Origin of the sequence: Flavobacterium sp. (assembly GCF_035195345.1) — a bacterium.
GTDB lineage: Bacteria > Bacteroidota > Bacteroidia > Flavobacteriales > Flavobacteriaceae > Flavobacterium.
The window spans coordinates 587067-602932 of the sequence record NZ_CP136574.1 but is presented as its reverse complement, the minus strand read 5'-3'; the positions used below and the strand labels follow the sequence as shown (position 1 = coordinate 602932).

Sequence of the window (15866 nt, the reverse complement as noted above, 5' to 3'; positions counted from 1 at the left end):
ATCCTGTTTCGGCAGGATTTTTTGTTTTAAAACCCTTCAAAAACACCCAATCCAAATAGGGCAAAATCATATTTTACAGGGTCGTTTGGGTCTAATGCTCTTAAATTTTGGTCGAGTTCTGCTAAGGCTTTAGCATCGTTTTGTTTACGAGTTAATAATCCAAGTTTTCGAGCTACATTACCCGAATGCACATCTAAAGGACATGAGAGTTGGGAGGGAGATATGCTTTTCCAAATACCTAAATCTACTCCTTTGTTATCTTGCCTACAATTCCATCTAAGCCACATATTTAGTCGTTTACTTGAAGAATTCTTGTTAGGGTCAGAAATGTGTTTTTCAGTTCTATTTAAATGCTCAATTTCAAAGAAGATAGTTTTAAATTTTGATATAGCATTTTGCATAGAATCCTTTTCTTGATGTATTGTAAAAATTGATTCAAGTCCTCCGTGATTCAAATATATGTTTTGAAGACTTTTAATAAATCCAATGAAATCCTGCCCGTTGAATGTTCGATGGACAAAAGTTTCTAAACGTTGTAAATCATTACCATTATGAGACATAACAAAATCATAGGGAGAATTTCCCATTAAATCCATCATTTTCTTAGCATTGTTAATAATCATCTTGCGATTGCCCCAAGCAATAGTTGCTGCTAAAAAACCTGCAATTTCAATATCTTCTTTCAAAGTATACAAATGCGGAATTTGTATGGGATCGCTATCTATGAAATTGGGATGGTTGTATAAATCAACTTTTTCATCTAAAAATTCTTTTAACTCGGATTTTGTCATTTTAAGAATTTACAATAATTAAGCCGTCTTTCATTACTAATTTTTTATCGGCCATATTTGCTAACTCTTCGTTATGGGTTACAATTACAAAAGTTTGATTAAATTCTTCGCGAAGTTTAAAAAATAATTGGTGAAGCATTTCGGCAGATTGTGTATCTAAATTTCCAGAAGGTTCATCGGCATAAATTACTGCGGGTTTATTAATTAATGCTCTGGCTACCGCAACACGTTGTTGTTCACCACCTGATAATTCACTTGGTTTGTGATGTGTTCTTTCTGAAAGTCCTAAATAGTTTAATAATTGTTTTGCCTCTTTTTCTACTTCTTTTTTATCGCGATTAGCTATGAAGCCAGGTATACAAACATTTTCTAAAGCCGTAAATTCTGGTAACAATTGATGAAATTGGAAAATAAAGCCTAAATGTTGGTTTCTAAATTTTGAAAGTTCTTTGTCTTTTAAATTCAAAACCGATGAACCATTGATTTCTAAAACAGTATCATTTTGCTTAGTTGGTAAATCTAATGTACCTAAAATTTGAAGCAACGTTGTTTTACCAGCACCCGAAGCGCCAACAATAGAAACGATTTCGCCTTTTTTAATATGTAAATCAACTCCCTTTAAAACATGAAGGGAATCGTAATATTTATGTAGATTTTTTGCAGTAATCATAATGGAACATTTCTACAAAGAAACAAAGATTTTTATCGAATAAAAAAACAATTCTTTTCCTATTACTATTTATCAAATAATAAAGTTAAGTTAAAATGTAATTTATGTTTAATTTTTGTTTAAATTTGTTAAACAAAATAACGAATTGAATTAATGAAAAATAAAATAAAAGCATTATCGTTAATTTTTGGTTTGGTTTTTACTTCTTGTACAGCTAAAGAAAAACCAATGATCAAGGATGATTTTAAAGAACCTGTTAAAGTTAAAGAAATTGAAGGTATGGAAGTTGCAACATTTGCTGGAGGCTGTTTTTGGTGTACAGAAGCTGTTTTTTTAGAAATTAAAGGCGTAGAAAAAGTAGTATCTGGTTACATTGGAGGAAAGACTAAAAATCCAACTTATAAAGATATATGTACAGGAGAAACAGGTCATGCTGAAGCAATTCAAATTACCTATAATCCAAAGGAAGTAGCGTATGAAGATTTATTAGAAGTTTTCTTTGGAACACATGATCCGACTACGTTGAATAGACAAGGAGCTGATGTTGGAACGCAATACAGAAGTGAAATTTTCTATCATTCTGAAGCTCAAAAAGTAAAAGCTGAAAATTATATTGAATTGTTAGTAAAAGAAAAATTATACGATAAATCTATAGTTACTAAAATATCTTCAGCTACTCAATTTTATCCGGCGGAAGATTATCATCAAAATTACTACAATCAAAATTCAAGTCAAGGTTATTGCCAAATGGTGATTGCTCCAAAATTAGAAAAATTGCACAAATATTATAAATCGAAATTAAAATAGAAGGGGAAAATTGCTATGAATACTGCTATTGAAAAAGAAATATTCGACATTATTGGTGATAATCATCAAATGACCTCGGTTGAAACACCACTAAGGCCAGATGCTTTTGCTAGATCTGATGAACAAAAAATGCAAGTTATTGAGCATCATTTTGAAATCATTATGAAAGAATTAGGGTTAGACCTAACAGATGATAGTTTACAAGGAACTCCTCATCGTGTTGCTAAAATGTTTGTACAAGAAATTTTTTCGGGATTAAATCCGGCAAACAAACCAAAAATTTCGGTTTTTGATAATTCGTATCAATATGATAAAATGTTGGTGGAGGCAAATATCAGTTTTAATTCTACTTGCGAGCATCATTTTTTACCAATTGTTGGAAAAGCGCACGTTGGTTATGTTTCGTCTGGTAAAGTTATTGGTTTGTCTAAATTGAATCGAATTGTAGATTATTATGCAAGAAGACCACAAGTGCAAGAACGAATGATTATGCAGATTTTTAATGAGCTTAAACAAGTTTTAGAAACAGATAATGTAATGATTGTTGTTGAAGCTTCACATTTGTGTGTTTCGAGTAGAGGGATTAAAGATGAAAGCAGTTATACTTCAACCTTACAATATGGAGGTGTTTTTAATCAAAAAGAATTTCGTGATGACTTTTACAAAATGATTCATAAAGAATAAAAAAAAGTGGCATTAGTTTTGTACATTCGTTATACAGAATTAATATTTTTAAAATGATACATGATCAAGTTCCTTCGGGAGCAGTTTCTACTAAAAACAATAAAGGGACAATGTTAGTTCTTAGCTTATTTTTTGATGGAATAGGGATGTTGTCTTATGTTATTCCTGTTTTTGCGGAAGTTACAGATCTATTTTGGGCGCCAATTTCAGCACTATTACTGCTTATAATGTTTAAGGGTACAGCAGGAAAATTAGCATCCATTTTTGGACTTATAGAAGAGTTATTACCTTTTGTTGATGTGATTCCTACGTTTACAATTACATGGTTTTATACCTATGTAATTAAAGGAGGTAAAGACCAATAAAAAAAGAGCTGAATATTAATTCAGCTCTTTTTTTATTGATTTTTATTTTTCTTTCTTATACAAAGTTGCATTATTTGCAAATTTGGTTATTTCAATTTTTGATTCTCCAAGTAATTCAATTTCACTTTTTCCAGAAGCCATTAAAATAAGTTCGTTAGTTACATTAACATAACATTTTGAATAACCCTCTGTAGTTAATTCTAAATTAGCAATAATTAGTTTTTTTGCGGTTAGTATAATGTAATTATCTAATCTAATTTTAGCATCATTCACGTTTCCTTCAATGGTAGCTTGACTTTTTTGGTACATGTCAAGTTTCAATTCTTTACCAGTAACTAGCGCTTTTAAATCAGCATTTTTACTTAATTCAATTGAGGTGTTATCTGCTTTAACATTAATTTCTGCTTCAGATTTATCGTTTAAAATTAATGCAAAATAATTGGCTTTCACATTTAAAAAAGATCTTGAATTATCATAATTTTTAATAGTGATATTATCTAATTCTAAATCTGCTAACGAATGAATAGTGCTTTCATTTTTAGCTGTAATTAATTTTAAATCAGAAGTATAATTAATTCTAATAGCAAATTTTTTTTTACCAGTTACTTCTCTTAATGCCGATACTTTTAAAGTACCACCTATAACTTCATAATTAATGATATCATGTAAATTGTCATCGGCTTCAATTTCAAAAGAAGTTTTATCTGCTTTTACTAAAAAAACTTCAAAATTGTCATTTATTTCTATGTTTTCAAAAGTTGGAATTTCTTTAACAGAAACAGTTACAATTTTAGAACCCTTTATTTTCTCTTTTTTCTGAGCAATTACAAGCGATGTAAACAGTAAAAGTGTAAGCAGAAACGATATTTTTTTTGTCATTTTTTCGAAATTTTTAATATCACAAACATACACAAAATTTATTCCAAAATTATTATTTTAGGAAGATGACATAAAATTTTCTACTTGAAAATGCACAATAACATAAAAGCACCAGTTATAAACTGATGCTTTTTATATTTATATGATTGAATCTATTAAATATACCATAAGGGTAAAAACAAATTCTACGACTTGAATTATTAACTTAATCATGAGAATGAGATTTAGGACTAATTTTAGTACTGTAAATTTATAAAATGCTTAAATTAAAGCTGTTAATTATATATTAATTATTTGTTAAATACGTTAGTTTTTAGAAACGCTTCCGCCAGAAGATTCTTCTTTTACCACCTTTTTTGGATTTTTTACGTATTCAATAGAACTTCCACTAGATGCTTTTGCATTTAAAAGAACTATTGGATTTACAGTTGTATTACTACCACTTGTAGACTCAGCTGTAATTTCATTCGCTGCTAATTCTTGCGCATTAATGGTGCTTCCACTTGATGAATTTGTTTTTACAATTAATGCTTTACCCGACAGTGTTATTTCGCTTCCGCTTGAAGATTCACTTTCTACTTTTTCATATTCTAAATCAGTATTAATTGAACTCCCGCTGCTTGTTTTAACCGTTAAGTTAGTTCCTTTTAAAGTGCTTTTTGAACGAATACTCGCTCCGCTAGACGATTCTAATCCGTTAATTGTAGTTGTTTTGACATGAACAATAGCACTTTCCATAGAATTAATATTGCCTTCAATTTTTACAATTAAAGTACCGTTTTCTACTCTTGTAATGATATGTTCCATCAAGTTGTCATCAACTTCAACAATTACTTCCGTTGGATTTCCTTGTTCAACAATTACTTCAACACCTGTACTAGCGTCAATTTTTGTAAATGGTGTATCAATAGTCCTTTTTTCGGATACTACATTTCCACTACCATCTATGCCATTTCCTAAGTTTAAATTGGCATTACAAGAAGCTAAACTTAATGTAATTAGTAGCGCAATTAATTTAAAAGTCGTTTTCATATTATTTGATTTAGATTTTATCTATTTTTTTGTTCTTTAATTTCTTTGTAAACCTTTTTCTCAACTTCATCAGCTGCTATAATATATTCTTCTTTTTTTGTGACAACACCTGTTTTCTCTGTATTTACTACTTTTTTCACAAGTACTCCGTTTTCATCATAATAGATTGAAGCAGCGGTATCACCAGTTTCTATTTTTACACTTAAACTATCGTCTATTTCTTCTGAAGAACAATTCAAACAATTTACCTTATCTTGATTTACTTTAAAAACTGGGTTTTTAGTGTCAAATTCATTTTCATCAAAAAACTCATAATCACTTCTGTCAAAGTTACTAAAACTATCGTCTATTTGAAAGATTGTTCCTTTTGGTAAATAAAGGTAAATTTCTACTTCTTGGCCTCTAAATTTATTGTCTACACCTGTTAGTAAGTAATTATTAAAGGTTATGTTGTTTTCTTCGATTTTATAGTCGTATTTGATTTTTTCAGCTCTTTTTTTCGCTTGTGAAGTTGATTTACCATTAGCTAACTTTTCTATTAAAATGTAAGGTGTAGTTTCATCGGTATATTTAACCTCAATACTTACGTTGTTTGAGTAAATGATTTCATTATCACCTTCATCTTGTGTTATCTTGTATTCATGATTTCTGTAAATACTTTTTGAATAAAAATCATTATTCTTAAATTTTATTTTCAAAGTATCTGTTGGTGCAATTGCAATTAATTCTTTTTGAACTGATTTACCTTCAAATGCTAGTTGAGAGGCTTCATTAATTCCTAGTGTTATTAATATTCCTACTGTAATAATCCAAACTGCTAGTAAGCTATATTTTACATAGTTTCCAATTGATCTAATAGTATTAACCATTAATTTTAATCCTAAAATAAATAAGAAAAATAATGGAATTCCAAATCCTAATAAAAATAGTATTCCTTGTGCCCAAAGTGGTGTTTCTAACCCAATAGGAGTTTGAATGTGATTCAAAATATAGTTCTCAGGCATTGTTGATGAAAATATCATGATAATGCTTGTTATAATAATGCCTAGCAATGCTATTGCTGAGAAAAATAAGATGAATGAACCTATTATTTTTGCAAATACTTTGAAAATTGTTGTAATAACTTCTTCAATTGAAGAACCAATTCTAGAAGCTCCTGATTTAGCGGTATGGGCAATTTTTTCGGTATCAATACTATTTATTTTAGATGTAATATCATCAAATCCTTCTTTTACTTTTTTCTCAATATTAGAAATGGTAATGGGTTCACCTTTCATTTCTAATTTCTGAGTTGTAGATATTGCTTCGGGAACTAAAATCCACAATACGATGTAGACGAATAGACCCGTACCAAATCCAAAAAATAAAATAACCATAAAAATACGTAACCATAAAGTGTCAATTCCTAGATAATGTCCTAAACCAGCCATTACACCACCAAGCATACCGTTTTCTTTATCTCGATACAATCTTTTTGAAGGGTAATAAAAGTTTGTTGAAGCACCCGAATTTGATTGATAAGTTGTTTTGTCATCATCAATCTTATAATCTTCAGGTTGTCCCATAATAGAAATAACTTCTTCAATTTCAGTTAATCCTACAACTTGTTTGTCATTTTTTAATCGCTCTTGAAATAATTCTGCAATGCGACTTTCAATGTCTTTCATGATTTCATCTCTACCATCTGGAGCAAGAGAGCGCTTCACCGCATCAAAATAACGCGATAACTTCTGATAGGCATCTTCATCAATATGGAAGAAAAAACCTCCTAAATTTATACTTATTGTTTTGTTCATGACTCTTAGTTTTGACTAGTTATTATATTTACGGCATCAGCTAATTCTTTCCAGGTGCCATTTAATTCTTGTAAAAATTCTTTCCCTTCATCGGTTAATCCATAATATTTTCTTGGCGGACCCGATGTTGATTCTTCCCAACGATAATTTAATAAGTTATCGTTTTTTAATCTTGTTAATAAAGGATAAACGGTGCCTTCTACCACAAGTAGTTTTGCGTTTTTTAGCGTGTCTAGTATTTCAGAGGTATAAGCGTCTTTTTCTTTTAATACAGATAAGATACAAAACTCTAAAACACCTTTTCGCATTTGCGCTTTAGTGTTCTCAATGTTCATAATTCCTTTTGTTTTTTTTAATTAAACTGTTCATTTTTTGATTGTTTTGCTTACGCAGTTGATTGATTTGATGATTGAAACTAGTATACCTATTAATTTCTTATACAAAGATAAGTCTAAAAGAAGGTATTATGTAACGCATAGTACTAATATTTAACATATATTTAACAATTAAAAAAATAGTAGGAATGCATAGTATTTTTTGTATTTTTACAAAATAAATCAATGAATCATGGAGTTTACACCTGCAAAACTGAATCTTTTTACCTTTTTTAAACTGCCATCTGCTTTTTGGAGTGGCCTGCGTGTGAAATCAATTTCGCCAGAAGTTTGTGAAGTAACGGTTAAACACCGTTGGTTCAATCAAAATCCGTTTAACTCTATGTATTTTGCTGTACAAGCAATGGCAGCAGAATTTACAACCGGTGCTTTGGTTATGTATCAAATTAAAGAAAGCAAAAAGAATATTTCAATGTTAGTGGCTCAAAACAAAAGTGTTTTTACTAAAAAAGCTACTGGAAGAATTACTTTTACTTGCAATCAAGGAACAGCAATTAAAGAAACTATTGAAAAAGCAATAACTTCTAATGAAGGACAAACCATTTGGCTAACCTCTACAGGTAAAAACGAAAATGGCGAACAAGTTTCAGAAATGCAGTTTGAATGGACTATTAAAGTTAGAGCTTAAAAATTACTTTTAATTATCACATCCGAAACTAATTTATTCGAAACGCTCAACTATTCCTAAACATACGTTAATTTACTTTCATTGTTCTTTTTTTGATTGTAACTTTGAGAAAAAGGAAAAAGATGACCATTTTAATTACAGGTGCAACAGGATTAGTAGGGCAGGAGTTGGTAAGCTTGCTTTTGCAAAACGGACACACTGTTCATTATTTATCTACGTCAAATAATAAATTAGTTACGAATTCTAATTATAAAGGTTTTTATTGGAATCCAAAAACAGCAGAAATTGATACCGATTCATTAGCTGATGTTGAGGTTGTTGTTCATTTAGCGGGTGCAAGTGTAGCTAAAAAATGGACAAAATCATATAAAGATGAAATTATCGATAGTCGTGTACTTTCAACTAAATTATTATTTCAAACCCTTCAAAATACACCAAATCAAGTAAAACAAATCGTGTCTGCTTCCGCAATCGGAATTTATCCTGATAGTTTAACCAATATTTATCATGAATCTGATTTGGATATTGATGTTTCTTTTCTTGGAAATGTGGTGAAATTATGGGAAAATGAAGTCAACCAATTTGAAAAATTACAACTCATCGTTTCTAAAATCAGAATCGGAATTGTGTTGGCTAAAAATGGTGGTGCTTTGCAAGAAATGGTTAAGCCAATTCAATATGGAGTAGGAGCAGCATTTGGTTCTGGAGAACAATATCAATCATGGATTCACATTCAAGATTTAGTTGCTATTTTTTATCATGTCATCGAAAACAAACTTCCAGGAATTTATAATGGTGTTTCACCTTATCCTGTAACTAATACAGAACTTACTAAATCAATTGCTAAAACGCTTAATAAACCATTTTTTCTTCCCAATATCCCAAGATTCGTAATGCAGCTTATTCTTGGAGAAATGCATCAAATTTTATTTTCAAGTCAGCATGTAAGTTGTAGAAAATTATTGGATGAAAACTTTCAATTTAAATTTGCTTCTTTAGACAAAGCTTTGAATGATTTGTTGAAATAAAGTATATCTTCATCTTTTTTCCTGACAATTTGACATTTTTAAACATTTGGCAATACATTTGCAATCCCATTTACTAAAGTAAAAATGTTTAAAAAAATGTTTAAAAATATGAGTCAAGAAAGTACTGAAAACATCGAAAAGGAGAACATTAATGAAGAAAATGTTTCAGAAACTCAAGGAATTCCTACACCTGATTTATCTGTAGAAGAGCAATTACAAGAAGAATTAAGCAATGAAAAAGACAAATTTTTACGTCTTTTTGCTGAATTTGAAAATTATAAACGAAGAACTACTAAAGAACGTATTGACTTATTCAAGACTGCTAACCAAGAAGTTTTGCAAGCAATGTTACCTGTATTAGATGATTTTGACAGAGCTTGGGCACAAGTGTCTAAGTCAGATGATGAGGCTTTGGTAACTGGAGTACAATTGATTCATGATAAATTAAGAAGTACATTAGTTGCTAAAGGTTTGGAAGAAGTTGAAGTAAGAGCGGGAGATGCTTTTAATGCTGATTTTGCAGAAGCAATTACCCAAATTCCAGCGCCAAACGATAAATTAAAAGGTAAAATTGTAGATGTTATTGAAAAAGGTTACAAATTAGGAGACAAAATTATTCGTTTCCCAAAGGTTGTAATCGGACAATAATTTTTACCGTAGAAACGCGATTCATCGCGTTTTAATCATTATTATAATATTTTAAAATGAAAAAAGATTTTTACGAAATATTAGGCATTTCAAAAAATGCTACAGCAGAAGAGATTAAGAAAGCATATCGTAAGAAAGCAATCGAATTTCATCCTGACAAAAATCCAGGGAATAAAGAAGCGGAAGAAAAGTTCAAAGAAGCTGCCGAAGCTTATGAAGTATTAAGTGACGCTAACAAAAAAGCAAAATATGATCAATATGGTCACCAAGCTTTTGATGGTGGTGGATTTGGCGGTGGTCAACACATGAACATGGATGATATTTTCAGTCAATTTGGCGATATTTTCGGAGGCGCCTTTGGTGGTGGAGGATTTTCTGGTTTTGGCGGTGGCGGTGGTCAACGCAGAGTAAAAGGAAGCAATCTTCGTATCAAAGTAAAATTGACTTTGGAAGAAATTGCAAATGGTGTTGAAAAGAAAGTAAAAGTTAAACGTAAAGTTCAAGCTAAAGGGGTAACCTATAGAACGTGTCCAACTTGTAATGGTTCAGGACAAATTATGAAAATTGCGAACACAATATTAGGTAGAATGCAAACTGCTACTACGTGTCATACATGTAGTGGTTCTGGTCAAATTTTAGATCAAAAACCTGTTGGAGCCGATGCGCAAGGAATGTTATTGGAAGATGATACGGTTTCAATCAAAATTCCTGCAGGAGTTGTAGACGGAATGCAGTTAAAAGTAGCTAACAAAGGGAATGAAGCCCCAGGAAGCAATAGTATTCCGGGGGATTTAATTGTTGCTATTGAAGAAATTGAACATGAATTCTTAAAGCGTGAAGGTGAAAATTTGCATTATGATTTATACATCAGCTTTGCAGAAGCAGCATTAGGAGTTTCTAAAGAAATTGATACCGTTTCAGGAAAAGTACGTATCAAATTAGAAGAAGGAATTCAATCGGGTAAAATTTTACGTTTGAAAGGTAAAGGTGTACCAAGTATTAATGCTTATGGAAATGGCGATTTGTTAGTTCATGTGAACGTATGGACGCCAAAGACATTAAACAAAGAGCAAAAACAATTTTTCGAAAAAATGCTTTCCGATGAAAACTTCATTCCAAGACCTGAGAAATCAGATAAATCTTTTTTTGAAAAAGTTAAAGATATGTTTTCATAATTAAATATAATTTAATACTTTTGAAACTCACTTTCTTAGGAGAGTGAGTTTTTCTTTTTCATAGCAATTTTTCCCATCCTTTAGCAATGAAGGGTGGGTTTTTTTTGTAACAAAAGCATTTTTTTGCTACTAATAAGTAAATAAAATCAACTCAATTTATGAGCAATATTCTCGAAGTACAAAACGTAGTGAAACAATATGGCGATTATACCGCTTTAAACAACGTTTCGTTGCAAGTTCCTAAAGGAAGTATATACGGACTTTTAGGTCCAAATGGTGCTGGAAAAACATCTCTTATTCGTATAATTAATCAAATTACGATGCCAGATAGTGGAATAGTATTGTTAGATGGTGAAAAACTTAAACCACAGCATGTTCAATATATTGGCTATATGCCCGAAGAACGTGGTTTATACAAAACCATGAAAGTTGGCGAACAATGTTTGTATTTGGCACAATTAAAAGGAATGCCAGAAGCAGAAGCTAAAAAGCAACTTAAATATTGGTTTGAGAAATTAGAAATTCAAGGTTGGTGGGACAAAAAAATCCAAGAACTTTCTAAAGGAATGGCGCAAAAAATTCAGTTTGTAGTTACCGTTTTGCACAATCCCAAATTATTGATTTTAGACGAACCATTTTCGGGTTTCGATCCAGTTAATGCAAATTTAATTAAAGATGAAATCATCGAATTGAATAAAAAAGGAACATCGGTAATTTTTTCTACACACAGAATGGAATCGGTTGAAGAAATGTGCGATTACATTGCTTTAATTCATAAATCCAATAAATTAATCGAAGGGAAGTTAGAAGATGTAAAACGCCAACACAGAACTAATACGTTCCAAGTAGGTATTATTACAAACAATATTGAAGGTTTAATGTTGCAATTAACACATAAATTTACGTTGAATCAAACCAATTTTAAATCATTAAACGATGATTTAAAATTAGAAGTACATTTAGGTCAGTACAATTCAAACGAATTACTTTCTATTTTGACACAATTTGGGCAAGTTACTCACTTTGTTGAAAAAATTCCAAGTGTAAACGATATTTTCATTCAAACCGTAAGCCAATAATCATGAACATATTATCCTTAATTATCAAGAGAGAATTTATTGCCAAAGTGCGTAATAAATCGTTCATCGTAATGACTTTTTTAAGTCCGCTTTTATTTGTTGGAATGTCTGTTCTAGTGGGGTATTTATCTACTATGAATAAAGATTCGGTAACTCAAATAGCTATTCATGACGAAGCTGGTTTACTTAAAAATGAATTTAAAAACGACAAGTATACTAATTATACAGATTTGTCTGCATTATCATTCAAAACAGCAAAAGATACTGCAAATAAAAGCTATGAAGGATTACTTTATATTCCAAAAGTAACTACTGTTCAAGATTTAAAAGAAAAAGTAGAATATATTTCAGAAGATAGTCCAAGTTTAGACTTTATTTCGGATGTAGAAGAAGTTATAGATTCTGTAATTACACAAGAAAATTTAAAGGTTTTGGGTTTTGATGCAGATAAAATTGATAAAGCTAAAGCCGATTCTTCCTTAAAACTTTCCAAATTTTCGGGAGAAGAAAGTTTAAAAGGTTTAAATGAAATTAAAGTCATCATTGGAGGTTTGTTTGGGTATTTAATTATGATGTTCATTGTTATTTACGGCAATTTTGTAATGCGAAGTGTTATTGAAGAAAAAACCTCAAGAATTATAGAAATTATCATTTCTTCTGTAAAACCTTATCAATTAATGATGGGGAAGATTATAGGAAACTCATTGGCCGGAATCTTACAATTTTTAATTTGGGCAATTGTAGGAGCCTTATTGTTCTTTATTGCCTCCACATTTTTAGGATTGCAAATGGGAGCTTCATCAACAATGTCTCCGGAAATGGTCGAAGCAGCAGGAAATATTGATAAAATGGCTAAAATTCAAATGTATTTGAATGAAATTGCAAACTTGCCATTGGCTACATTAATTATTTCATTCATTATTTATTTTATTGGAGGTTATTTTTTATACAGCTCATTTTATGCCGCAATTGGTGCCGCAGTAGATTCTGAAACCGATTCGCAACAATTTTTATTACCGATTATTATGCCATTAATTTTAGGCGTTTATATCGGATTTTTTACTGTTATTAACGACCCGCATGGAACAATAGCTACAGTTTTTTCTATTATTCCATTAACCTCGCCAATTGTCATGCTAATGCGTATTCCTTTTGGTGTGCCATTATGGCAATTAGCACTTTCTATAGTTTTATTGTACGGAACGTTTATCTTTGTAGTCTGGTTTGCGGCAAAAATCTACCGAGTAGGTATTTTAATGTATGGAAAAAAACCAACTTGGAAAGAATTATATAAATGGTTGAAATATTAAAAGAGGTTAAGAGTTTGTAGTTTAGGAGTTTAAAAGTTTTTCTATGTTTTTTAAAATTTTATTTTATCTTTTGTTTTTAGTAGGTATTGTTTTTACAATATTTTCAAATGTGAAGTATAAAAGTTTGGATAGCATAGAAAAAGAATGTAAGCAACAACTTTTTTTGAGTAGAACAAAATTTGTTATTTTAATAGGAATAGTGAATATTATTATACTTATTTTCCTATTTAGATTTTTTGGAGAATTAGCAAGATATTTTTTCTTGGTATTTTTTTTATTTTGGAGTTTATTTGATTTTTTTGATTCTAAAAATAAAATCGAAATTATGAAAGAGAATAATTTTTCAAGTAATTTTTTAAGTGAATACAAATTATCGACAAGTTACCAAACTATTGGTTTGTTTTGCTTTTTCATTTTAATTGTAATGGCTTTTTTTAAAAATTAATTAGTGTATAGATTAAATAAAAAATGAGCAAAATCCTTATCATAGAAGACGAAGCAGCAATTCGAAGAGTATTAACTAAAATACTTTCCGAAGAAAATGATTCGTATAAAGTTGAAGAAGCAGAAGATGGTTTTCAAGGAATCGAAAAAGTTAAAAATGAGGATTATGACTTAATTCTTTGTGATATCAAAATGCCAAAAATGGATGGTGTTGAGGTATTAGAAGCCGTAAAAAAAATAAAACCTGAAATTCCAATGGTAATGATATCAGGTCATGGCGATTTGGAAACTGCAATAAACACTATGCGTCTAGGTGCTTTTGATTACATTTCAAAACCGCCCGATTTGAATCGTTTATTGAATACGGTTCGAAATGCCTTAGATAAAAAACAATTAGTTGTAGAGAACAAAATCTTGAAAAAGAAAGTCTCTAAAAACTATGAAATGATAGGTAATAGCGAAGCAATTAATCATATCAAAACAATGATTGATAAAGTCGCTCCAACTGATGCCCGAGTTTTAATCACGGGTCCAAACGGAACTGGAAAAGAGTTAGTAGCCCATCAATTACACGAAAGAAGCGAGCGTTGCAATGCTCCAATAATCGAGGTAAACTGTGCGGCAATTCCTTCTGAATTAATTGAAAGTGAATTATTTGGTCATGTAAAAGGTGCTTTTACTTCAGCGGTTAAAGATAGAGCAGGAAAGTTTGAAGCTGCAGATGGCGGAACCATTTTTTTAGACGAAATTGGCGACATGAGTTTATCTGCTCAAGCCAAAGTTTTACGCGCTTTACAAGAAAATTTAATTCAACGAGTTGGTGCAGATAAAGATATTAAAGTTAATGTACGAGTTGTTGCAGCAACGAATAAGGATTTAAAAAAGGAAATCCAAGAAGGAAGATTCAGAGAAGATTTATATCATAGATTAGCTGTAATTTTAATCAAAGTTCCCGCTTTAAATGACAGAAGAGAAGATATTCCAGAGTTGATAGCGCATTTTGCATCTAAAATCGCATCAGAACAAGGGAATACACAAAAATCATTTTCCAAAACAGCTATTAAACTATTACAAGAATACGATTGGACAGGAAACATTCGTGAGTTACGAAATGTAGTAGAGCGCCTAATTATTTTAGGTGGAGCCGAAATTTCAGAACAAGACGTGCAACTATTTGCGAGTAAATAATATTTAATGTTTCGAGTTTAAAGTTTTGAAATAATTATTTATTAGTCAAAACATGAAACTTTTAACCCGAAACCCGAAACTAAATCAATGCAATTAAAAAAAATAAATCCCAACCTTCAGAAAGCGTTAATTGAAAATGACTTTATTGAAGCGAATGAGTTACAACAAGAAACATTTTCAACCATTAAAAGTGGGGTGGATGCTGTTATTCAGTCACTTAGTGGTTCAGGAAAAACAACAACTATTTTATTGAATGTAATTCAAAGAATGGAAAAACCAGTAGGAGAAAGTACTCGTGCTTTAGTTTTGGTACAGGACAAAGAAAAAGTTTTGGAAGCTGTTGAGCAATTCAAAAAACTAAATCATTATACCAATTTACGTGTTTTTGGAGTACATGAAAAAGGCGATATGGATTACGATAAGAATCAAATTTCGTTAGGAATGGATGTTTTAATTGGAACACCTATTCGTATCAATGAAATGTTTTCTTCAGCTGGATTTAACATGAATACAATTAAAATGTTTGTGGTAGATGATGTAGAAGAAATGTTACGCAAGCGTGAAGATTCTATTATACAAAGACTTTCTATGAGTGCCGAAAAAACACAACGTTTGTTTTTTTGTTCTCAAATTACAGAAAGAGTCGAAATTTTAGCGGATAGAATAATGATTGAACCACTTTTCTTCGAATCAGAAGATTAGGTAAAAAGAACAATATGGGAATAATGAAAGTATTTTCGGGAAGTGAAATTCTTGCCGATGCCTTGAAACAAAAAATTGAGGCAGTAGGAGTTGAGGTTGTTAAAAAAGATAACTTACAATCGGCTCGAATGGCCGGATTTGGTTCTTCAGATTTAGCAGTTGAATTATTTGTAGACGAGCGTTATTATGGTAAAATTAGTCCAGTTTTAGAAGAATTTCGAATGAGTCTATAAACGACTCTTCAA

General features: G+C 30.7%; 19 protein-coding genes. 13 read left to right on the top strand and 6 right to left on the bottom strand.

Annotation, left to right across the window (positions count from 1 at the left end):
- Window positions 1-26 precede the first annotated feature (26 nt).
- Together RSE15_RS02845 and RSE15_RS02840 are read right to left on the bottom strand one after the other, a co-directional pair.
- Window positions 27-791, bottom strand: a complete 765-nt coding sequence (locus tag RSE15_RS02845) for a TIGR02757 family protein (protein WP_324069478.1) — start codon at window positions 789-791, stop codon at window positions 27-29.
- A 1-nt stretch (window position 792) separates the two neighbouring features.
- Complete coding sequence (locus tag RSE15_RS02840) at window positions 793-1461, bottom strand: ABC transporter ATP-binding protein (protein ID WP_324069477.1); 669 nt, start codon at window positions 1459-1461, stop codon at window positions 793-795.
- A gap of 279 nt (window positions 1462-1740) precedes the next feature.
- Between RSE15_RS02840 and msrA the strand changes: the two genes are divergently transcribed.
- From msrA to RSE15_RS02825, 3 genes are read left to right on the top strand one after another with little or no spacing between them, the layout of a single operon-like run.
- Complete coding sequence (gene msrA, locus RSE15_RS02835) at window positions 1741-2268, top strand: peptide-methionine (S)-S-oxide reductase MsrA (RefSeq protein WP_396161573.1); 528 nt, start codon at window positions 1741-1743, stop codon at window positions 2266-2268.
- Between the two features lie 15 nt (window positions 2269-2283).
- The gene (folE, locus tag RSE15_RS02830; RefSeq protein WP_324069476.1) at window positions 2284-2952 is read left to right on the top strand and encodes a GTP cyclohydrolase I FolE; all 669 of its coding nucleotides are present in this window, start codon (window positions 2284-2286) and stop codon (window positions 2950-2952) included.
- Between the two features lie 53 nt (window positions 2953-3005).
- Window positions 3006-3317, top strand: coding sequence for a hypothetical protein (locus RSE15_RS02825; RefSeq protein ID WP_324069475.1), 312 nt, complete (start codon window positions 3006-3008; stop codon window positions 3315-3317).
- A 42-nt stretch (window positions 3318-3359) separates the two neighbouring features.
- Here the strand turns inward: RSE15_RS02825 and RSE15_RS02820 are convergent, their stop codons facing one another.
- The 4 genes from RSE15_RS02820 to RSE15_RS02805 all read right to left on the bottom strand — a co-directional run bounded on the left by RSE15_RS02820 (window position 3360) and on the right by RSE15_RS02805 (window position 7359).
- A complete protein-coding gene (locus RSE15_RS02820; protein ID WP_324069474.1) occupies window positions 3360-4196 on the bottom strand; it encodes a GIN domain-containing protein in 837 nt (278 codons plus the stop codon).
- Window positions 4197-4502: 306 nt separating this feature from the next.
- Window positions 4503-5228: a head GIN domain-containing protein gene (locus RSE15_RS02815; protein ID WP_324069473.1), complete on the bottom strand. Its 726-nt coding sequence runs from the start codon at window positions 5226-5228 to the stop codon at window positions 4503-4505.
- Window positions 5229-5245: 17 nt separating this feature from the next.
- Window positions 5246-7024, bottom strand: a complete 1779-nt coding sequence (locus RSE15_RS02810) for a PspC domain-containing protein (protein ID WP_324069472.1) — start codon at window positions 7022-7024, stop codon at window positions 5246-5248.
- 5 nt (window positions 7025-7029) lie between these two features.
- Window positions 7030-7359 carry a PadR family transcriptional regulator gene (locus RSE15_RS02805; RefSeq protein ID WP_153200888.1) on the bottom strand — a complete coding sequence of 110 codons (330 nt, stop codon included), beginning with the start codon at window positions 7357-7359 and terminating at the stop codon, window positions 7030-7032.
- 232 nt (window positions 7360-7591) lie between these two features.
- Between RSE15_RS02805 and RSE15_RS02800 the strand changes: the two genes are divergently transcribed.
- The 10 genes from RSE15_RS02800 (at window position 7592) to RSE15_RS02755 (ending at window position 15854) form a co-directional block, all read left to right on the top strand.
- Complete coding sequence (locus RSE15_RS02800) at window positions 7592-8047, top strand: DUF4442 domain-containing protein (protein ID WP_324069471.1); 456 nt, start codon at window positions 7592-7594, stop codon at window positions 8045-8047.
- Window positions 8048-8169: 122 nt separating this feature from the next.
- On the top strand, window positions 8170-9075 hold the full coding sequence (locus RSE15_RS02795; RefSeq protein WP_324069470.1) for a TIGR01777 family oxidoreductase: 906 nt from the start codon (window positions 8170-8172) through the stop codon (window positions 9073-9075).
- Between the two features lie 84 nt (window positions 9076-9159).
- Window positions 9160-9723 (top strand): nucleotide exchange factor GrpE, encoded by a 564-nt coding sequence (locus RSE15_RS02790; RefSeq protein ID WP_324069469.1) that lies wholly within the window; start codon window positions 9160-9162, stop codon window positions 9721-9723.
- Window positions 9724-9779: 56 nt separating this feature from the next.
- Window positions 9780-10898 carry a molecular chaperone DnaJ gene (dnaJ, locus tag RSE15_RS02785; protein WP_324069468.1) on the top strand — a complete coding sequence of 373 codons (1119 nt, stop codon included), beginning with the start codon at window positions 9780-9782 and terminating at the stop codon, window positions 10896-10898.
- Window positions 10899-11056: 158 nt separating this feature from the next.
- Complete coding sequence (locus RSE15_RS02780; RefSeq protein ID WP_324069467.1) at window positions 11057-11977, top strand: ABC transporter ATP-binding protein; 921 nt, start codon at window positions 11057-11059, stop codon at window positions 11975-11977.
- 2 nt (window positions 11978-11979) lie between these two features.
- Window positions 11980-13287 (top strand): ABC transporter permease, encoded by a 1308-nt coding sequence (locus tag RSE15_RS02775; protein WP_324069466.1) that lies wholly within the window; start codon window positions 11980-11982, stop codon window positions 13285-13287.
- 43 nt (window positions 13288-13330) lie between these two features.
- Window positions 13331-13732 (top strand): hypothetical protein, encoded by a 402-nt coding sequence (locus RSE15_RS02770; protein ID WP_324069465.1) that lies wholly within the window; start codon window positions 13331-13333, stop codon window positions 13730-13732.
- A 23-nt stretch (window positions 13733-13755) separates the two neighbouring features.
- Window positions 13756-14919 (top strand): sigma-54-dependent transcriptional regulator, encoded by a 1164-nt coding sequence (locus RSE15_RS02765; RefSeq protein ID WP_324069464.1) that lies wholly within the window; start codon window positions 13756-13758, stop codon window positions 14917-14919.
- 87 nt (window positions 14920-15006) lie between these two features.
- On the top strand, window positions 15007-15621 hold the full coding sequence (locus RSE15_RS02760) for a DEAD/DEAH box helicase (RefSeq protein ID WP_324069463.1): 615 nt from the start codon (window positions 15007-15009) through the stop codon (window positions 15619-15621).
- A gap of 14 nt (window positions 15622-15635) precedes the next feature.
- Window positions 15636-15854, top strand: a complete 219-nt coding sequence (locus tag RSE15_RS02755) for a DUF2007 domain-containing protein (RefSeq protein WP_324069462.1) — start codon at window positions 15636-15638, stop codon at window positions 15852-15854.
- Window positions 15855-15866 lie beyond the last annotated feature (12 nt).